Annotated in this window: 14 protein-coding genes; 7 read left to right on the forward strand and 7 right to left on the reverse strand. The window is 63.1% G+C overall.

Annotated elements, in window-relative coordinates:
- Positions 1–34: 34 nt before the first annotated feature.
- Positions 35–442, reverse strand: a complete 408-nt coding sequence (locus ACZ2GY_RS03990; protein WP_471673075.1) for a hypothetical protein — start codon at positions 440–442, stop codon at positions 35–37.
- Positions 443–701: 259 nt separating this feature from the next.
- On the opposite strand from ACZ2GY_RS03990, the gene ACZ2GY_RS03995 reads away from it, so the two are divergent.
- Genes ACZ2GY_RS03995 through ACZ2GY_RS04010 form a run of 4 tightly spaced genes read left to right on the forward strand, consistent with a single transcriptional unit; the run spans position 702 to position 4,420 of the window.
- Complete coding sequence (locus ACZ2GY_RS03995) at positions 702–1,286, forward strand: ABC transporter permease (protein WP_428831039.1); 585 nt, start codon at positions 702–704, stop codon at positions 1,284–1,286.
- Positions 1,279–2,598, forward strand: coding sequence for an ATP-binding cassette domain-containing protein (locus ACZ2GY_RS04000; RefSeq protein WP_471673076.1), 1,320 nt, complete (start codon positions 1,279–1,281; stop codon positions 2,596–2,598). The genes ACZ2GY_RS03995 and ACZ2GY_RS04000 overlap by 8 nt, the downstream gene beginning before the upstream one ends.
- A 34-nt stretch (positions 2,599–2,632) precedes the next feature.
- Complete coding sequence (locus ACZ2GY_RS04005) at positions 2,633–3,394, forward strand: ABC transporter permease (protein ID WP_471673540.1); 762 nt, start codon at positions 2,633–2,635, stop codon at positions 3,392–3,394.
- The gene (locus ACZ2GY_RS04010; RefSeq protein WP_471673077.1) at positions 3,395–4,420 is read left to right on the forward strand and encodes a glycine betaine ABC transporter substrate-binding protein; all 1,026 of its coding nucleotides are present in this window, start codon (positions 3,395–3,397) and stop codon (positions 4,418–4,420) included.
- Here the strand turns inward: ACZ2GY_RS04010 and ACZ2GY_RS04015 are convergent.
- Positions 4,417–5,163, reverse strand: coding sequence for a M50 family metallopeptidase (locus tag ACZ2GY_RS04015; RefSeq protein WP_471673078.1), 747 nt, complete (start codon positions 5,161–5,163; stop codon positions 4,417–4,419). The two genes, ACZ2GY_RS04010 and ACZ2GY_RS04015, sit on opposite strands and share 4 nt — an antisense overlap.
- A gap of 216 nt (positions 5,164–5,379) precedes the next feature.
- Between ACZ2GY_RS04015 and ACZ2GY_RS04020 the strand changes: the two genes are divergently transcribed.
- Positions 5,380–6,291 (forward strand): phosphodiesterase, encoded by a 912-nt coding sequence (locus ACZ2GY_RS04020; RefSeq protein ID WP_404800720.1) that lies wholly within the window; start codon positions 5,380–5,382, stop codon positions 6,289–6,291.
- A 26-nt stretch (positions 6,292–6,317) separates the two neighbouring features.
- Here ACZ2GY_RS04020 and ACZ2GY_RS04025 read toward each other — a convergent pair whose 3' ends face one another.
- The gene (locus ACZ2GY_RS04025; RefSeq protein WP_277358622.1) at positions 6,318–7,958 is read right to left on the reverse strand and encodes a stealth conserved region 3 domain-containing protein; all 1,641 of its coding nucleotides are present in this window, start codon (positions 7,956–7,958) and stop codon (positions 6,318–6,320) included.
- Positions 7,959–8,079: 121 nt separating this feature from the next.
- Here ACZ2GY_RS04025 and ACZ2GY_RS04030 point away from each other — a divergent pair, with 121 nt between their 5' ends.
- A complete protein-coding gene (locus tag ACZ2GY_RS04030; protein WP_471673079.1) occupies positions 8,080–8,790 on the forward strand; it encodes a PIG-L deacetylase family protein in 711 nt (236 codons plus the stop codon).
- A gap of 54 nt (positions 8,791–8,844) precedes the next feature.
- Here the strand turns inward: ACZ2GY_RS04030 and ACZ2GY_RS04035 are convergent, their stop codons facing one another.
- The 4 genes from ACZ2GY_RS04035 to ACZ2GY_RS04050 form a co-directional block, all read right to left on the reverse strand.
- Positions 8,845–9,699, reverse strand: coding sequence for an MSMEG_6728 family protein (locus ACZ2GY_RS04035; RefSeq protein WP_471673080.1), 855 nt, complete (start codon positions 9,697–9,699; stop codon positions 8,845–8,847).
- Between the two features lie 111 nt (positions 9,700–9,810).
- Positions 9,811–11,268 carry an alpha/beta hydrolase domain-containing protein gene (locus tag ACZ2GY_RS04040; RefSeq protein WP_346028498.1) on the reverse strand — a complete coding sequence of 486 codons (1,458 nt, stop codon included), beginning with the start codon at positions 11,266–11,268 and terminating at the stop codon, positions 9,811–9,813.
- Between the two features lie 215 nt (positions 11,269–11,483).
- Positions 11,484–12,650: a glycosyltransferase family 4 protein gene (locus tag ACZ2GY_RS04045; RefSeq protein ID WP_471673081.1), complete on the reverse strand. Its 1,167-nt coding sequence runs from the start codon at positions 12,648–12,650 to the stop codon at positions 11,484–11,486.
- 105 nt (positions 12,651–12,755) lie between these two features.
- Complete coding sequence (locus ACZ2GY_RS04050) at positions 12,756–13,400, reverse strand: DUF1684 domain-containing protein (protein WP_471673082.1); 645 nt, start codon at positions 13,398–13,400, stop codon at positions 12,756–12,758.
- A 51-nt stretch (positions 13,401–13,451) separates the two neighbouring features.
- Here ACZ2GY_RS04050 and ACZ2GY_RS04055 point away from each other — a divergent pair, with 51 nt between their 5' ends.
- On the forward strand, positions 13,452–14,204 hold the full coding sequence (locus tag ACZ2GY_RS04055; protein ID WP_277358616.1) for a sulfite exporter TauE/SafE family protein: 753 nt from the start codon (positions 13,452–13,454) through the stop codon (positions 14,202–14,204).
- Positions 14,205–14,241: the final 37 nt, after the last annotated feature.

Below are 14,241 nucleotides of genomic sequence, written 5' to 3' on the forward strand. Positions count from 1 at the left end.
GATGCGTCAGCGGCGCCCAACGGCGGCGCCGGCACTAGCGTTTCCGCCCGCCGTCGATGATCAGGGAGAGCGCGATTCCGAACATCCACACGTCCTTCGCGACGGGCGTTCCCTCCTGGCTGGGACGAACGGCGTCGTCCTGGGTCATCCCGGGTGTGCGAAAGTACATCGCGAGCAGACCGCCGGAGAACGCGGCCAGGCCCAACCCCACCAAACGGCTGGGAACGAAGGGCACCAGGAGAGCGGCGCCAAGACCGATTTCGACGGCGGAAATCACCTTGCCGAACTTCTCCGGATCCAGCTGTTTGACCTGCGGAAAAGCGTTCGCTGCCATGCCCTGCAGATAGGCCGCAGTATCCCTGTCGAGTTCCCTCTTGGTGATGCCGGAATTAAGGATGAACGCGCCCGTGCTGAGACGCAGAGGGATGTGGCTGAGATTCATCGGAACTCCTTCGAAGAACTGTGTTGACTGCCTTCGAGCCTACGTCGGGGCAGCACCTGCCGCCAGTGCTTTCTGTCCCAATAGTGATGTCCCCGTAATACCAGCGTGACGTTATCTTGACCTTCACGTGCTTACGGTGGTCGACGGTTCCCTTGCGAACAGCGGACGAAAGCTACGTAACTACGGTGAAGAAGGTCTTGATGTGTTGGAATTTCTAGGAGACAGGTTCAACCAAATCCTGTTCTCGGGATGGCAACACATGAGTCTTGTGGTTCAGTGCCTCATCCTCGCAACCATACTGTCGGTGGTCATCGCGGCGCTGGTGTACCGCAGCGGTGCGCTCACATCGCTGGCCAACAGCGTTTCCGCCGTCGGGCTTACCATTCCGTCCTTCGCGCTGATCGGCCTGTTGATCGCGCCGTTCGGTTTCGGTGTCACGCCGGCCGTCATCGTGGTCACCTTCTTTGCCGCCCTGCCCATACTGCGCAACGCCGTCGTAGGACTGACGGGAATCGACAAGGCCGTCATCGAATCCGCCCGTGGGATTGGGATGAGCAGGTTCCGAACGCTGGTTCAGGTGGAGCTGCCTATGGCCTGGCCGGTGATCCTTGCCGGGATCCGCGTTTCCGCCCAAATGGTGATGGGCATCGCCGCCATCACCGCCTATGCCCTCGGGCCCGGTCTCGGCGGTTTCATTTTCTCCGGCCTGTCCCGTTTGGGCGGCGCAAATTCGCTCGAGTCGGTCATCACCGGCGTTGTAGCCGTCATCATTCTGGCCCTCATCCTTGACCTTCTACTCGTCGGCCTCGGCCGCATCACAACCCCGCGAGGTATCCGTGTCTGACACCATCGAAAAGCCCAAAAATACCGCCGCAAACGGAAATGCAGTTACCGGTGCAAGCATTCTGCTCGACAAGGTGACCAAGCGTTACCCCGGGCAGGCCAAGCCGGCCGTAGACGGACTCACCATGGAGATCCCGGCCGGCAAGATCGTCATGCTGGTGGGCCCATCCGGCTGCGGCAAGACCACCACCCTGAAGATGGTCAACCGGCTCATCGAACCTACCGAGGGCCGGATTGTCCTGGACGACGACGACGTCACGGACATCGACGGCGACGCACTTCGACGGCGGATCGGCTATGTCATCCAGGCTGGCGGGCTCTTCCCCCATATGACGGTCGCCACCAACATCGGGATTGTGCCGAAGATGCTTGGATGGAGCAAGGAGAAGATCGCTGCCCGCGTCGACGAACTCCTGGAGCTTGTATCCCTCGATCCGGCAACCTACCGCGACCGCTTCCCCAAAGAGCTTTCCGGTGGGCAGCAGCAACGCATTGGTGTGGCACGCGCGCTCGCCGCCGATCCGCCGGTCCTCCTCATGGACGAGCCGTTCGGGGCTGTGGACCCCATCACCCGTCAGCGTCTCCAGGATGAGCTCCTGAACATTCAGGAAGAACTGCAGAAGACCATTGTCTGCGTCACGCACGACTTCGATGAGGCAGTGAAGCTCGGCGACTGGATCGCCATTTTCACCGAGGGAGCGCAGCTCGTCCAGTACGACACCCCTGAGCGGATTCTCGCCGACCCGGCCAACGATTTCGTTGAAAACTTTATCGGTTCAGGAGCCGGTTTGAAGCAGCTCACGCTGACCCGTGTCAACGAAGTGGAACTGGCGGACGCCGTCGTCGCCACTATCGGTGATCTCGGCAGCGACGTCCTGTCCCGGCTGGATGAAGCCGGCCACAACCACGCCGTGGTTGTTGACGGACGACGCCGGCCCATCCAGTGGCTCACGCGCCGCCAGCTTTCGCGGCTGGAAACCGTGAGTGACGACGTCGACGCCAAGCTTCCCGTGGTCGGTGACCGTGCCACGCTCAATGACGCGCTGGACACCATGCTCGTGTCCAGCGCCGGAGCTGCACTGGTGACCGGGAGGCGGGATACGTTCCTTGGGGTCATCGATGTCGAAACGGTGATGGACGCGATCACCCGGGCGCATAAGCACGCCATGACGGCGCATTCAGACGGACGTCCGGTGGGGATCAACACGGGGACGCTGGACACGGTCCGTGTGTCGTCATCCCACACATCGACCTCCACTGCGTCGTCATCCAACGTCCCGTCATCCAACCCGGGGGAGCGTCCCGTTGAGTAGCTCAACAGTTCAGCCGGAAGCGCCGCAGGAGCCTCTGTCCGAGGACGCCGCCAACGTCCACTCCGAGGTGAAGCGCCCATCATGGCGGCCGTTGATCCTGCAGCTCGCAGGTATCGCCGCAGTGTTCGCGGCGGTGGTCATCTGGCTGCTGACCGCAAACCTCTCGGAAACCGAGTTGATTACGCTGGCGCCGGATGCACTCTTCGGATACGCGATCGACCACTTGGCGCTGACCGCCGTGTCTGCAGTCATCACACTGCTGATCGCCATCCCGCTCGGCATCCTGCTCACACGTGCGCCGCTGAAGAAATTCACGGGGCCGGTGCTCGCCGTCGCGAACATTGGCCAGGCAGCGCCGGCCATCGGCCTCGTTGTGCTCTTGGCAATCGCTGTCGGCTTCGGCTTTACTGCAGCCGTGATAGCGCTGGTGCTCTACGCGATCCTTCCCGTTCTGCGGAACACCATGGTGGGCATCACGCAGGTGGACGCCCGGCTGGTGGAAGCAGGCAAAGGGATGGGGATGAGCGCGGTAGCTGTGCTGTTCAAAGTGGAGCTCCCGTTGGCGGTGCCGGTGATGCTCGCAGGAATCCGAACGGCGCTTGTACTGCTGGTCGGTAGCGCAGCGTTGGCCGCCTTCATCAATGGAGGAGGCATGGGCATCCTCATCGTCACCGGCGTGAACCTGAGCCTTACCAATGTGCTGATCGCAGGATCGATCCTGGTGGCGCTGCTTGCACTTCTTGTCGACTGGATCGGGCGTGTTGTGGAACATGTCGCCCGTCCGAAGGGACTCTAGATGTTGAAATCATTCTCTCTCCCGGCCGCTGCACGCAAAAGTGCGGCGACCGCCGTCGTACTTTCTGCCGGGCTGCTGGCAACCGGGTGCGGCCTGCAACCGGCCACGTCCTATGTACCGGCGGCCGGACCGGGCAGCATTACCGAAGTGGTTGACGGGGCACCGCTCACCGTGACATCAAAAAACTTCACGGAGCAGCTTATTCTCGGCAAAATCGGCGTTCTCGCCGCGCAGGCCGCCGGCTTCGACGTGACGGATCTGACCAACGTGCCGGGCAGCCAGCCGGTCCGGGAACTGATGTTGTCAGGGCAGGCTGACGTCACGTGGGAGTACACCGGCACCGCCTGGCTGACCTACCTCGGCAAGGACCGGGGAATTCCTGACCAGCAGGAGCAGTGGCAGGCTGTGTACGAGGCGGATCTGGAGAACGGACTCACCTGGGGCGAGCCGGCGCCTCTGAACAACACCTACGCGATGGCTATCCGTTCCGAAGCAGTCGAGGAACTCGGCGGCATCAGCACGATCTCGGAGATCGCTGAACTCCCTCCTGAGGAGCGCACCTTCTGCGTTGAAGCTGAGTTCAACTCGCGTCCTGACGGGCTCACCCCGATGCTTGCGCACTACGGCATGGCCCGCGGCACTCCGACCGGCGTGCCGGAGGACAACATCGACATCTACGACACCGGAGCCATCTATGCCGCAACCGATAACGGGGCGTGCAATTTCGGTGAGGTGTTTTCCACGGACGGCCGGATCGATGCCCTCGACCTGACCATCCTCGAAGACGACCGCGGGTTCTTCCCGGCCTACAACGCCGCTCCTGTTTACTACACGGAAACGCTCGAGGAGCATCCGGAACTCGCCGAGGTGTTCGCGCAGGTTGCTCCCACGCTCACCGACGAAGCACTGCGGACAATGAATCTGCGCGTGGACGTTGAGGGTGAAGAACCCGCTGACGTTGCCTTTGATTTCATGGTGGAGCAGGGCTTCATCACCGAGCCGGAGGGGCCGCTCGGGGAGGGTTAGAGCGAAATCGCCAGGCGCCCGGTTGCGCTGACGACCAACCACGCCCAAGCGAATGATCCCGCGATGACTACGGCGAACAGCGCGAGCCACACAGCGCTGAGGATTCCGGTTGAGCGGTATAGAAGGTAGGCGTCGGACTGTCCGCGGTCCCGCCGTCGTCGTGCATGGACTGAGACCACTTTGCCGAGGTCACGGACCGAGCCGACCAGCAGCGCCACTCCGAGGGCAACGACCGCGTGGCCGCTGAATTCGGCGGGAACGGCCACCACCAGCACGGTGGACACCGCCACTGCTCCGAGCAGGATGAGTACGCCGCCGGCATTGCGGATGAACAGCAGTGACAGCAGCAGCACCAGGGCGCCTACCGAAAGCGCGGCCGGCGCCCAGCCGGCGCATCCAGCCCACACCAGAACTGCGCCGACGACGGCGGGAACCGGGTATCCCCAAAAAGTTGCCCACGCTGTGCGCCAGCCAGGACGGCCGAGCGACGTGGTCAGTCCGGAATGGTCGAAATTGAGCCGGATTCCGGTCACGCGGCTCCCGGTCATCAGGGCGGCGAACGCATGTCCCAGTTCATGCACCACGGTGCTGAACAGCCCGAAGTAGCGCCACGTTGCCTTGGGAATGGAGAGGGCTGCGGCGGCCAGCAGAATGATCAGCAGTTCGGTCAAGGTCAGTTCGGGTGGCTGGCTCCTGCTGAAGCCTGCAACGATCCGATCCCACCACTGCGCCAATAATTCCACCTGCGGAATGCTACGTGACGGCGCTGGGAAGGTAGTGCGAGGATCACGAGAGGAAGCAGCAATCCGTCGAGGCACCGGATCCGAATTCCTCTCACCACAGGACGGGAAAGTATTAACGGACTCGCCGTGTGACGTTCATCCCAAGGTAGGAATGCCTCTGCTTTGATGAAGGTTAAATGAAGTGAAAGCTAGTCGAGCTCTATCGAGAAGGCGATCATGAACTTCCGGACGGCCGAGCACCCACGGCCGCAACATTTCATCCTGCACATGAGCGACACCCATCTGGTGGGTGGTCCGGAACCCCTTTACGGGTCGGTGGACAGCGAAGCGCGGCTACGCCAGATCTTCGCCGATCTGGAGGCGTCCGGATCCCGGCCGGAGGCAATTGTCTTCACCGGAGACTTGGCGGACAAGGGCGAGGCCGAGGCCTATGTGAAGCTCCGCAACATCGTCGAACCGGCGGCCCACAAGCTTGGCGCCGAGGTCATCTGGGCGATGGGCAACCACGATGACCGCGCCACCCTCCGCAGCGAACTGCTCAACGAGCCCGCGGACATAACCCCGCTTGACCGCAGCTACCTGATCAACGGCTTGCGCATCATCACACTGGACTCCACCGTTCCGGGCCATCACTACGGCGAGATCAGCCACGAACAGCTCGTCTGGCTGGCCAATGAACTCCTCACGCCGGCTCCCTACGGCACCATCCTGGCCCTGCATCACCCACCGGTTCCGTGCATCCAGGACCTTTCGGTCCTCGTGGAACTCCGCGACCAAAACCGGCTTGCCGACGTCATTCGCGGTACGGATGTCCGCGCAATCCTGGCCGGGCACCTGCACTACTCAACCAACGCGCTGTTCGCGGGCATCCCGGTCTCGGTGGCGTCCGCCACCTGTTACACCCAGGACCTCACCTACGACGACGGCGGCACCCGCGGTCGCGACGGAGCCCAGGCTTACAATCTGGTTCACGTGTATGAGGACACGGTGGTGCACTCAGTGGTGCCTATCGGCACCCATACAGCGGTTGGCGAGACCGTTCCGCGCGAGGAGACCCGCAGGCGCCTGGAGGCAGCCGGAGTCCAGATTGCCGAGGCAGCACCTGCCAGGACGCTGACCGGCGTCTGAAGGCGCACAGGCCTACTTCCCCAGGCCTACTTCTCCCAGGGCGCCTTCACCGGGAAGTACTTCTCGAGGAAGTCGGTCACAGCGCGGGCGCGTTCTTCCGCCGGGATTTCCGGGAAGCTGCCGTCATTGAGGCAGAACAGGTCCATGTTGCGCTTGTCCAGCAGCTTGTGAAGCTTCCGCAACCCGGAACGCATGGTGGTGTCGATGTACTTCACCCTCGCGGATTCCTGCGTCACGGCCCGGCCGGTCAGCAATGCGTAGTAGTGGTACAGCGAATTGGTGACCGAGATGTTGTCTTTCGCGCGGAACTTCGACGCCGCCGTGGCAGCGAACTCCTCTGCAAACTCGTTCTCCATCTCCTCCATGACGCTCTTGCGCAGGGGCGCCGCGGTGTGCTCCAGGTGCCGGGTGGTGATGCGGCCGAAGCGCTCGTGAAGAAGCCGGCGGTTCACGCGTGCCGCGTTCTCGAACCCGCTGCGTTCAGCATCATTCTCACCCAGCCCGATGCGCGTGTCCGCCTGAATGAACTTCGTGACTCCGCCGGGGGAGAAGAACATGTCCGGCCCCACCGGGCGGCCAAAAAACATGTCGTCATTCGAGTAGAGAAAATGCTCGGACAGATCCGGAATATGGTGCAGCTGGCACTCGACGGCCTGCGAATTATAGGTCGGCAGCACGGACGGATCCTTGAAGTGCTCCACGGAGGGAACCAGCGTGACCGATGGGTGGTCAGCGAGCCACCCGGGACGCTCGGAATCCGTGGCAATGAAGATGCGGCGAATCCACGGAGCGAACATGTAGACGGAGCGCAGCGCGTACTTCAGCTCGTCGATCTGGCGGTAGCGGGCCTCATGATCATCACCCTCACCTACTACAACGTTCTGCATACGGGCAGCACGGGCCGCGAGGTACTCCGGCGAACTGCCGTCCACCCAGGTGAAGACGAGGTCGATTTCGAAGTCGATGTCCGTTGCGTGGTCTGCGAACATGTTGTCGATGGTCGGCCAGACCAGGCCGTGACGGGTGACCGAGCCGCGCACCACTTCATTCGACGGCAGGGTGCGCCGAGTCAGTGAGTTCTCCATGGGCAGCTCAATGCGGTCTCCGTCCAGGGACCACAGCTCTATCTGCACACCTGCCGAAGGGCCGAACGTGAGCCCGCCGATCGGTTCAATGCGGGGACGGAACAGCCGGAAGATCCGGGCTTTCTCACTCGGGGACAGGGCGCCGTCCGCCACCAGCAGGGTGGTGCGGCGCTTTGTGTCCACCGTGCGTGAGTAGAAGGGCTCGTTTCGGCAAGCCTCGACGAGCGCCGCCCTTAGGCGTTCGCGGTGCTTGAGGTCGACTGCAACGACGGGCCGCTCATCATTACCGCGCACCAGCAGATACTCAATGCCGGCGCGTTCCAGCGCCTCGCGGATGAACAGCAGGTCCTCCACCATTGCCTGGTGCGGTGTTGTTTCCGTATTGATGAGCGCAAACCGTCGCTTGACCGTGGTGATGTCATCGCGGTCATTCAGCCTGGCAACGGCGGCGCTGGAGGCAGACTCAAGCAGCTCGGTGTCATTCTCGACTTCGGGGGCGCCAAAGTACACATCATGCTGGGCGGCGGTATCTGTAATGGGATCCTCCAACGGTTTCAACAAAGTGCGGTGTTGCCGGTGCATACGCAGATTGGTTGCACGGCTGCTGCTCCAATGATAAGCCTGCCTACAAGCAGCCCGGCTTGCCCGTGGCAATCCCTGAAGGGATGCACTGCAGTGGAAGGACCCCATGCAAAGGAGCACTGTGACCCTGGAACCGTTCCCGACCGACTGGAAGCGCGCGCTGGTGCTGATGGCTCACCCGGATGACCCCGAGTACGGCACCTCCGCCGCAGTGGCCGAATGGATCACGCAGGGCAAAGAGGTCAGCTATGTGCTGGCAACGCGGGGCGAGGCCGGGATCGCCGGTCTCCCGCCGCAGGAAAGCGGCCCGCTGCGTGAGGGTGAACAGCGCACGGCATGCTGCCGGGTCGGCGTAGACGTGCTGGAATTTCTGGATTACCCGGACGGCCGCCTGACGGAATCCCTCGACCTCCGACGCGACCTGGCTGCAGCAATCCGCAGACACCGGCCGGACGGCATCGTCACCCTCAATCACGGGGACACCTGGGGACCGGGCAGCTGGAACTCCGAGGATCACCGGGCGCTCGGCCGGTCAGTGCTCAACGCGGTAGCCGACGCCGCCAACGAGTGGATCTTCCCCGACCTTGAAGGCCCCCGCCACGAGGTGAAATGGACCGCGATCCTGAGCATGAACCCCACGCACGCCATGCAGGTCAGCGAAGAGAGCATCGAGAAGGCCATTCTCTCCCTCGCCGCACACTCAAGGTATCTGCAGGCGCTGGACAGCAGGCCCGTTGAGGAGCAGGCAACCGAACAGGTTCGCTGGGCCACCAGCCGGAACTCCGGGGACAGCGGCACCCCTGCGGTGGGGTTCGAGTTGTACGGGCTGTAGGCAGATCGATTCACCATTGACCGGGCGGAAATAACAGCGCTCCCGAAGACGGCGTTATTCGGGACCGGCTGATGCGGCTGACGCTTCCACCGCATAGAACCGCCGCGGGTCCTGCAGCAGCGCCGGATACTCGAAGTCGCTGCGTCGAAGCCAGCCCGACAGGGAGATGGGGCGCCGCGCGGTGCCCGGCGCGCCGTCGTCGTTGTCTTTGCTGTCCTCCCGGTCAATGGACAACGGGCCCAGAGTGCCCCGCTGCAACCGGGCACCACCCTCCATTACGACGGCGGCAGCATCCCCCTCGCGCGCCAGCTCGGTAAACGCGGCGTACTGCCGGGACCATTTGGGTACCGCCCGCCCAGCTGGCGGGTGGCCGGGAAGCAGGAGCGCATCGCCGTCCTCTGTGTCGATCGGACCGTGCCAGATCCAGAGGCGCTCACCAAGCGGCTCGACCGGTATAAGTTCCAACTCCGGTTCCGGCCACGAGTACGGCAGTTCCTCCGGTGCGCCGGGAAAGCGCTCGCGGTAGAACTCGGGTGCCTTCTGGATCAGGTTGGACTGGTGGCTGACGTGGATATCCGGCCTGCCCAGCCACGGCGGCATGGCAGGTTCCGGGCCAGTGCCCGCTTCGAAGGCTGCGGCGGAATCAGGGGCGAACTCGCTGATCAGCGGCGCAGTGCTGTCCGCGTGGCCGCGCGAAACCCATTCGCCGACCATCGCCAGGCCATACACGGTGAGGGCGGGCACGTAGCCCATCCACATCCTCGTGACCGGGTGGCTGCGCCAACCGTAGTCGGGCAGAACCAGCGCGCGCAGGATCTGCAGTGTCTCAACCCGCTGCTTGCCGAGCCGAGCCTGGTCGAGCACGGCGGCGCTGGCTGCGAAGTCCGGGTAGGGCAGGAACGTCTGCATGCGGCCAGTGTGCCATATTTGCTCAGTGTGCTGACTATCAAGGAACCGGGTAGGCAGCGAGCGTGCAATCGCTGAACGCGGTCACCTGCTGCCTACCCGATGATTCCCTGCCTATGGAATATCTGCCTGCGCGGCTTGCTGGTGGAGGGACCGCGCATCGTCCTTGGTCAGGAATCCTTGTGATTCCAGCTCCCGCACATTCTCCTTCACCGCTTTCACATAAGATCCGTGAGTCGGGTAGAGGCTGTTGATCGTGTCCTCATCGAAGGGGCGCTCGTAGCCGGCTATGAAACAAAACGATGCACCGGTCGCTGTGCCAAACCACGTACTGGTTGGGACGTCCAGGAACGGGGATCGCAGGCCGCCCTGAACATTGCCGAACTGGTCCAGAACAGGAGATCCGTTCTCGACGAGAATGGGATCCGCGCTGGGAGGCGCGATATCTTCCCGTACCCACAGATCAAGGTTCTTCAACGCAGCGTTGAAGAAGATGGAGCTCGGGAAACGGCTGCGTGGACCTTCGTTGCAATTCATCGGCGGAACAGTGCGGCCGGCCGCGATGATGTCTTCGGGAGCCGCGGAGAAGTACAACTCGTCCGGGGTGGCATGGCCAGCGCCGGCCATCTCGTAGTGGCGGTATTTGTCGCCGGGAAGATCGCTGTCCGGCCTGCGTGAACCAATCCCGAACAGGTAATCCGACTGCGACATGATGCGCATAATCGGAACACCCACATCGGTAAATTGCCTGCGCTCATCAGTTGCCGGCGGCGCACTCTCACACTGGTTCATCGGGTAGGCGCCGGCAAAGGCACCGCCGGCCACGCCCACGATGTAGCCGTCGTAGATGGGTGCACCATCCTGCGCAACCACATGCGGCTGGACGCCGTTGATGTAATTGGCCAAATACCCGCCGGTTTGTGAATAGCCGAAACCGTACGCTTTCTCGACGAGCGTGGCCTCCCCGCCATAGGCGAGGGGATTGGTAGGGGCATCACTGCGCAACCATGCACCGACCTGGCTGTAGATGTCCCACACCAAACCGTTTTCGGTCGTTCTCGAGCTGTCGGCGGCTACCTGTTGACAGTTGCGGGGATCGCTCAGCGGAAGCGGATTGGCGAACGACAATGAACCGTACCGTTCAGCATCAAAATTCTTGAGGGCTTCAACGGAGATCGGTTTGGCTGTGATGCCAACCCAGGCATCCCCATTCTCGACAATCTGCCTGCTCGTCATCGCCCAGCCGATATTGAGATCGAAGAGATTGGAAGGATTGAGCATCTCCACAACGACGTTGCCGCTGAAGTGCGAATCGTCAGCCGGTTTCCTGACCAGGACACGCGTTGTATAGGGCGCATCGGTTGTTTGAACGACAGCCGGTCCCGGAGCCGGCCAGCTGTAAACGTTGGCTTTACCGCTGGCGAGGAATTCCTCTTCCACATAGCCCTGCTTCGACAGATCCTCGGGCACCAGCTGATGCTCCGCACCGCCGAAAGGATAGGACTCCTCGGATGTCGGCAAAAGCGCCACATCCGGGATTGGAGTTCGCCGCTCAAGTGCGTGACTTGCCACTCGATCCTCTCGGCCTTCGGCCGCGCCGGCAGGCATACTCACTGCCCCGAAAGTTGTTGCGGCCAGAGATAGCGAAAGCACGATGGACGCCCCAGTAGACCTTTGCACGATTACTCCCTTGTGATCGTTGAGCCGCTTGTCTGAATTAGCAGCAGTGTTCGTAACGTAATGAACCGGACGGGTTCCGAACAAGACAACTGAACATACGTGCGTTTCTAAGAAAGGGTATTGACCGGCGCCGACCGGTGTACCTCGATCGCCTCCATGTAGTAGAACGTGAGCTGCTCACACAACACGGGCCAGGTGCGGCCCTGCACCGCGGAATACGCTGCACGGCCGAAAGCCCGGCGCTTCGTGTCGTCTCCGAGCAGGTCCATCACACCCGCGTGGAGCTGGTCCAGCTCACCCGGCGGGTAGAGCCAGCCGGTCCGGGAGGAATCAACCAGGTCCAGCGGACCGCCGCGGCCTACTGCAATCACCGGAACTCCTGATGCCATAGCCTCCTGGATGGTCTGGCAGAACGTCTCCGATTCACCCGGATGCACAAAGAGGTCGAACGACGCCATCATCCTTGCCAGGTCCTCGCCGGATTGGAAACCCGCGAAATGTGCGCCGGGCAGCTTGTGTTGGAGGGATTCCTTCGCCGGTCCGGAGCCGACAATGACCAGTTTGGTCCCCGGGATAGCGTCAAGCCCCGCGAGGTCCTCAACCTGTTTCTCGGCGGCGAGGCGTCCAACGTAGCCAATGATCTTTGTGCCGGCCGGTGCCACGGAATGCCGCCAGCCGCCGTCGCGCTTCACGGGGTTGAAGCGGGCGGTATCGACTCCGCGGCGCCACAGCCGCAACCGGGGAATACCGCGAGAGTCGAGCTGCTTCAACGCGAACGACGACGGCGCGAGCGTAAGCGTCGACGCCTGATGAATGTTCTCGACCCGCTGCCACAACAGGTTCTCGGCCCAGGGAACGCCGTACCGGGCCGCATAGGCGGGGATCTCGGTCTGATAGACGGAGACGGTGGGAAGCCCGAGCTGCTCCGCGGCCTGAACCGCACGCCACCCCAGCACAAACGGCGAAGCCACATGGACCACGTCCGGCGCGAAGGCTGCGAGAATCCGCCGCACCCTGGAGACCGTACCGGCCGCCAGCCGCACGTTGGTGTACCCGGTCAGCGGCACCGACGGCAGTGTGATCACCGGATAGCCCTCCACTGAAGCCGGCGCCTCGGAAACGGCCCGGGAGTGCCTGTCCAACCATGACGACGACGGCGCGATCACCAGCACGTCATCACCCCGGCTACGAAGGTGGGCCAGCACCTTCAGCAGGGAGTGGGTCACCCCGTTCATGTGTGGAAGGAACGATTCGGCAACCACTGCGACTCTCACGCTCCCGATACTGGCAGCGGGTTCTGTGCACCCGGCGAGCGGGAGGTTGCGCGTGAATGAACTCTGCCTCAGGAGGCGGTGTACAACTGAGAGGCGGTGTACAACTCAATAGGCGGTGTACAGCTCGCCGACCGGCAATGCGACATCCAGCCGGTTGTCCGGGCCGGGGAGCGGACACGCCCACTCCTCGTCATAGGCGCAGGAGGGGTTGTAGGCGAAATTCAGGTCGACGATCAGCCGCCCGCCGCGCTCGCCGTGGTGTGCGCCCTTGATGGTGTCCAACACGTACCGTCCGCCGCCGTAACTCCCGCCATCCACACCGGACGAGCCGTCCCTCAGCGGGAGGAAGAGCCCGCCGCCGTAGGACTTCAGCCGCCACAGTGCGAGCCGGCCAACGCCGCCGGAGGCTCCGCCGTCAAGGGAAACCGTCCCCAGCCGTTCGAAAGGGACCACCCCGTCGGTACCGGTGGGAACCTCCATCAGCTGGCCGGCGCCGTCGTCGTCAATGTCAGCTTCGAAACGGAAGGCAGGGTCATATGGTGCGATGTTCAGGCCGGCGAAGGCCTGCCGGGCCGCATGCGAGAGCGGTGACGCAGGGTGCCCGGCAAACAGCCGGTCGCGTCCGGTGCGCCAGTGAGCGTGTGCCAGCGCGGGGGAGCCGGCGGCTGCCGCATCACGGACTTCGGCATACAGCGCGAAGACCTCCCGACGCCAGTCCGCTGTGTTCAGTGCCGTCGCTGCGAGAGTCATACTGCCAGCCTAACTCCAGCTTAACTGTTGCCTGCGCGTACTGTATTCAGCGTGACAATAGCGCTGTTCATCCTCGTCCTCGGACTCATCGTGCTAGGCGCAGTTGCCCAACGCATTGCCGGGCTGGGATTCGCGCTGCTCGTTTCACCGTTCCTCGTGCTGATCCTCGGCCCGCACGAGGGGGTGCTCCTGATCAATATCTGCGGCGTGGTGTCCTCAACGCTCATCGTGCCCCGGGTGTGGAAGGACATCGACTGGAGCATGTTCCGGTGGCTGACGTTCCCTGCCGTTTTCGGTTCGGTCGGCGGCTCCTTTGCTGCAGTGAACCTGCCCAGTGCGCCGCTGGCGGTGACCGTTGCCGCCGTCGTGCTGGCAGGGCTGACGGCGTCGCTGGTGCTGCAGCGTTCGTCGGTGATGGTCACGGGAAACCGGTCCAAGGCGGTCGCCGGGTTTTCGGCGGGACTGACTAATTCCATGGCAGGCGTCGGCGGGCCGGCGGTGAGCGCCTACGCGTTGCTCTCCCGGTGGCCGCAGCGACCGTTCGCCGCCACGCTGCAGCCGTTCTTCGCCGTTATCGGATCCGTCACCGTGATCGTCAAGCTCCTCATCGACCCAGGGCAGGTGCCGCCGCTGGACACCTGGATGTGGGCGCTGATCCCGGTCTCGATCATCCTCGGGATCTTCACGGGGGAGCGGCTCTCGCGATATATCCACGACCGCCAGGCGCGCTTCGCCGTCATCGTTATCGCCTTCCTCGGTGCTGCAACAGCGCTCATCAAGGGCCTTGCCGACCTGCTCGCCTGACGCTCCAGCAGAGCCAACGACCGGCGTCACCGTGACC

Source organism: Arthrobacter sp. KKT183, assembly GCF_055657625.1.

Excerpts from the sequence above, each read along its gene's own strand:
- ACZ2GY_RS03990 (WP_471673075.1), bottom strand. The coding sequence starts at position 442 with ATGAATCTCAGCCACATCCCTCTGCGTCTCAGCACGGGCGCGTTCATC.
- ACZ2GY_RS03995 (WP_428831039.1), top strand. The coding sequence starts at position 702 with ATGAGTCTTGTGGTTCAGTGCCTCATCCTCGCAACCATACTGTCGGTG.
- ACZ2GY_RS04010 (WP_471673077.1), top strand. The coding sequence starts at position 3,395 with ATGTTGAAATCATTCTCTCTCCCGGCCGCTGCACGCAAAAGTGCGGCG.
- ACZ2GY_RS04020 (WP_404800720.1), top strand. The coding sequence starts at position 5,380 with ATGAACTTCCGGACGGCCGAGCACCCACGGCCGCAACATTTCATCCTG.
- ACZ2GY_RS04025 (WP_277358622.1), bottom strand. The coding sequence starts at position 7,958 with ATGCACCGGCAACACCGCACTTTGTTGAAACCGTTGGAGGATCCCATT.
- ACZ2GY_RS04035 (WP_471673080.1), bottom strand. The coding sequence starts at position 9,699 with ATGCAGACGTTCCTGCCCTACCCGGACTTCGCAGCCAGCGCCGCCGTG.
- ACZ2GY_RS04050 (WP_471673082.1), bottom strand. The coding sequence starts at position 13,400 with ATGACTCTCGCAGCGACGGCACTGAACACAGCGGACTGGCGTCGGGAG.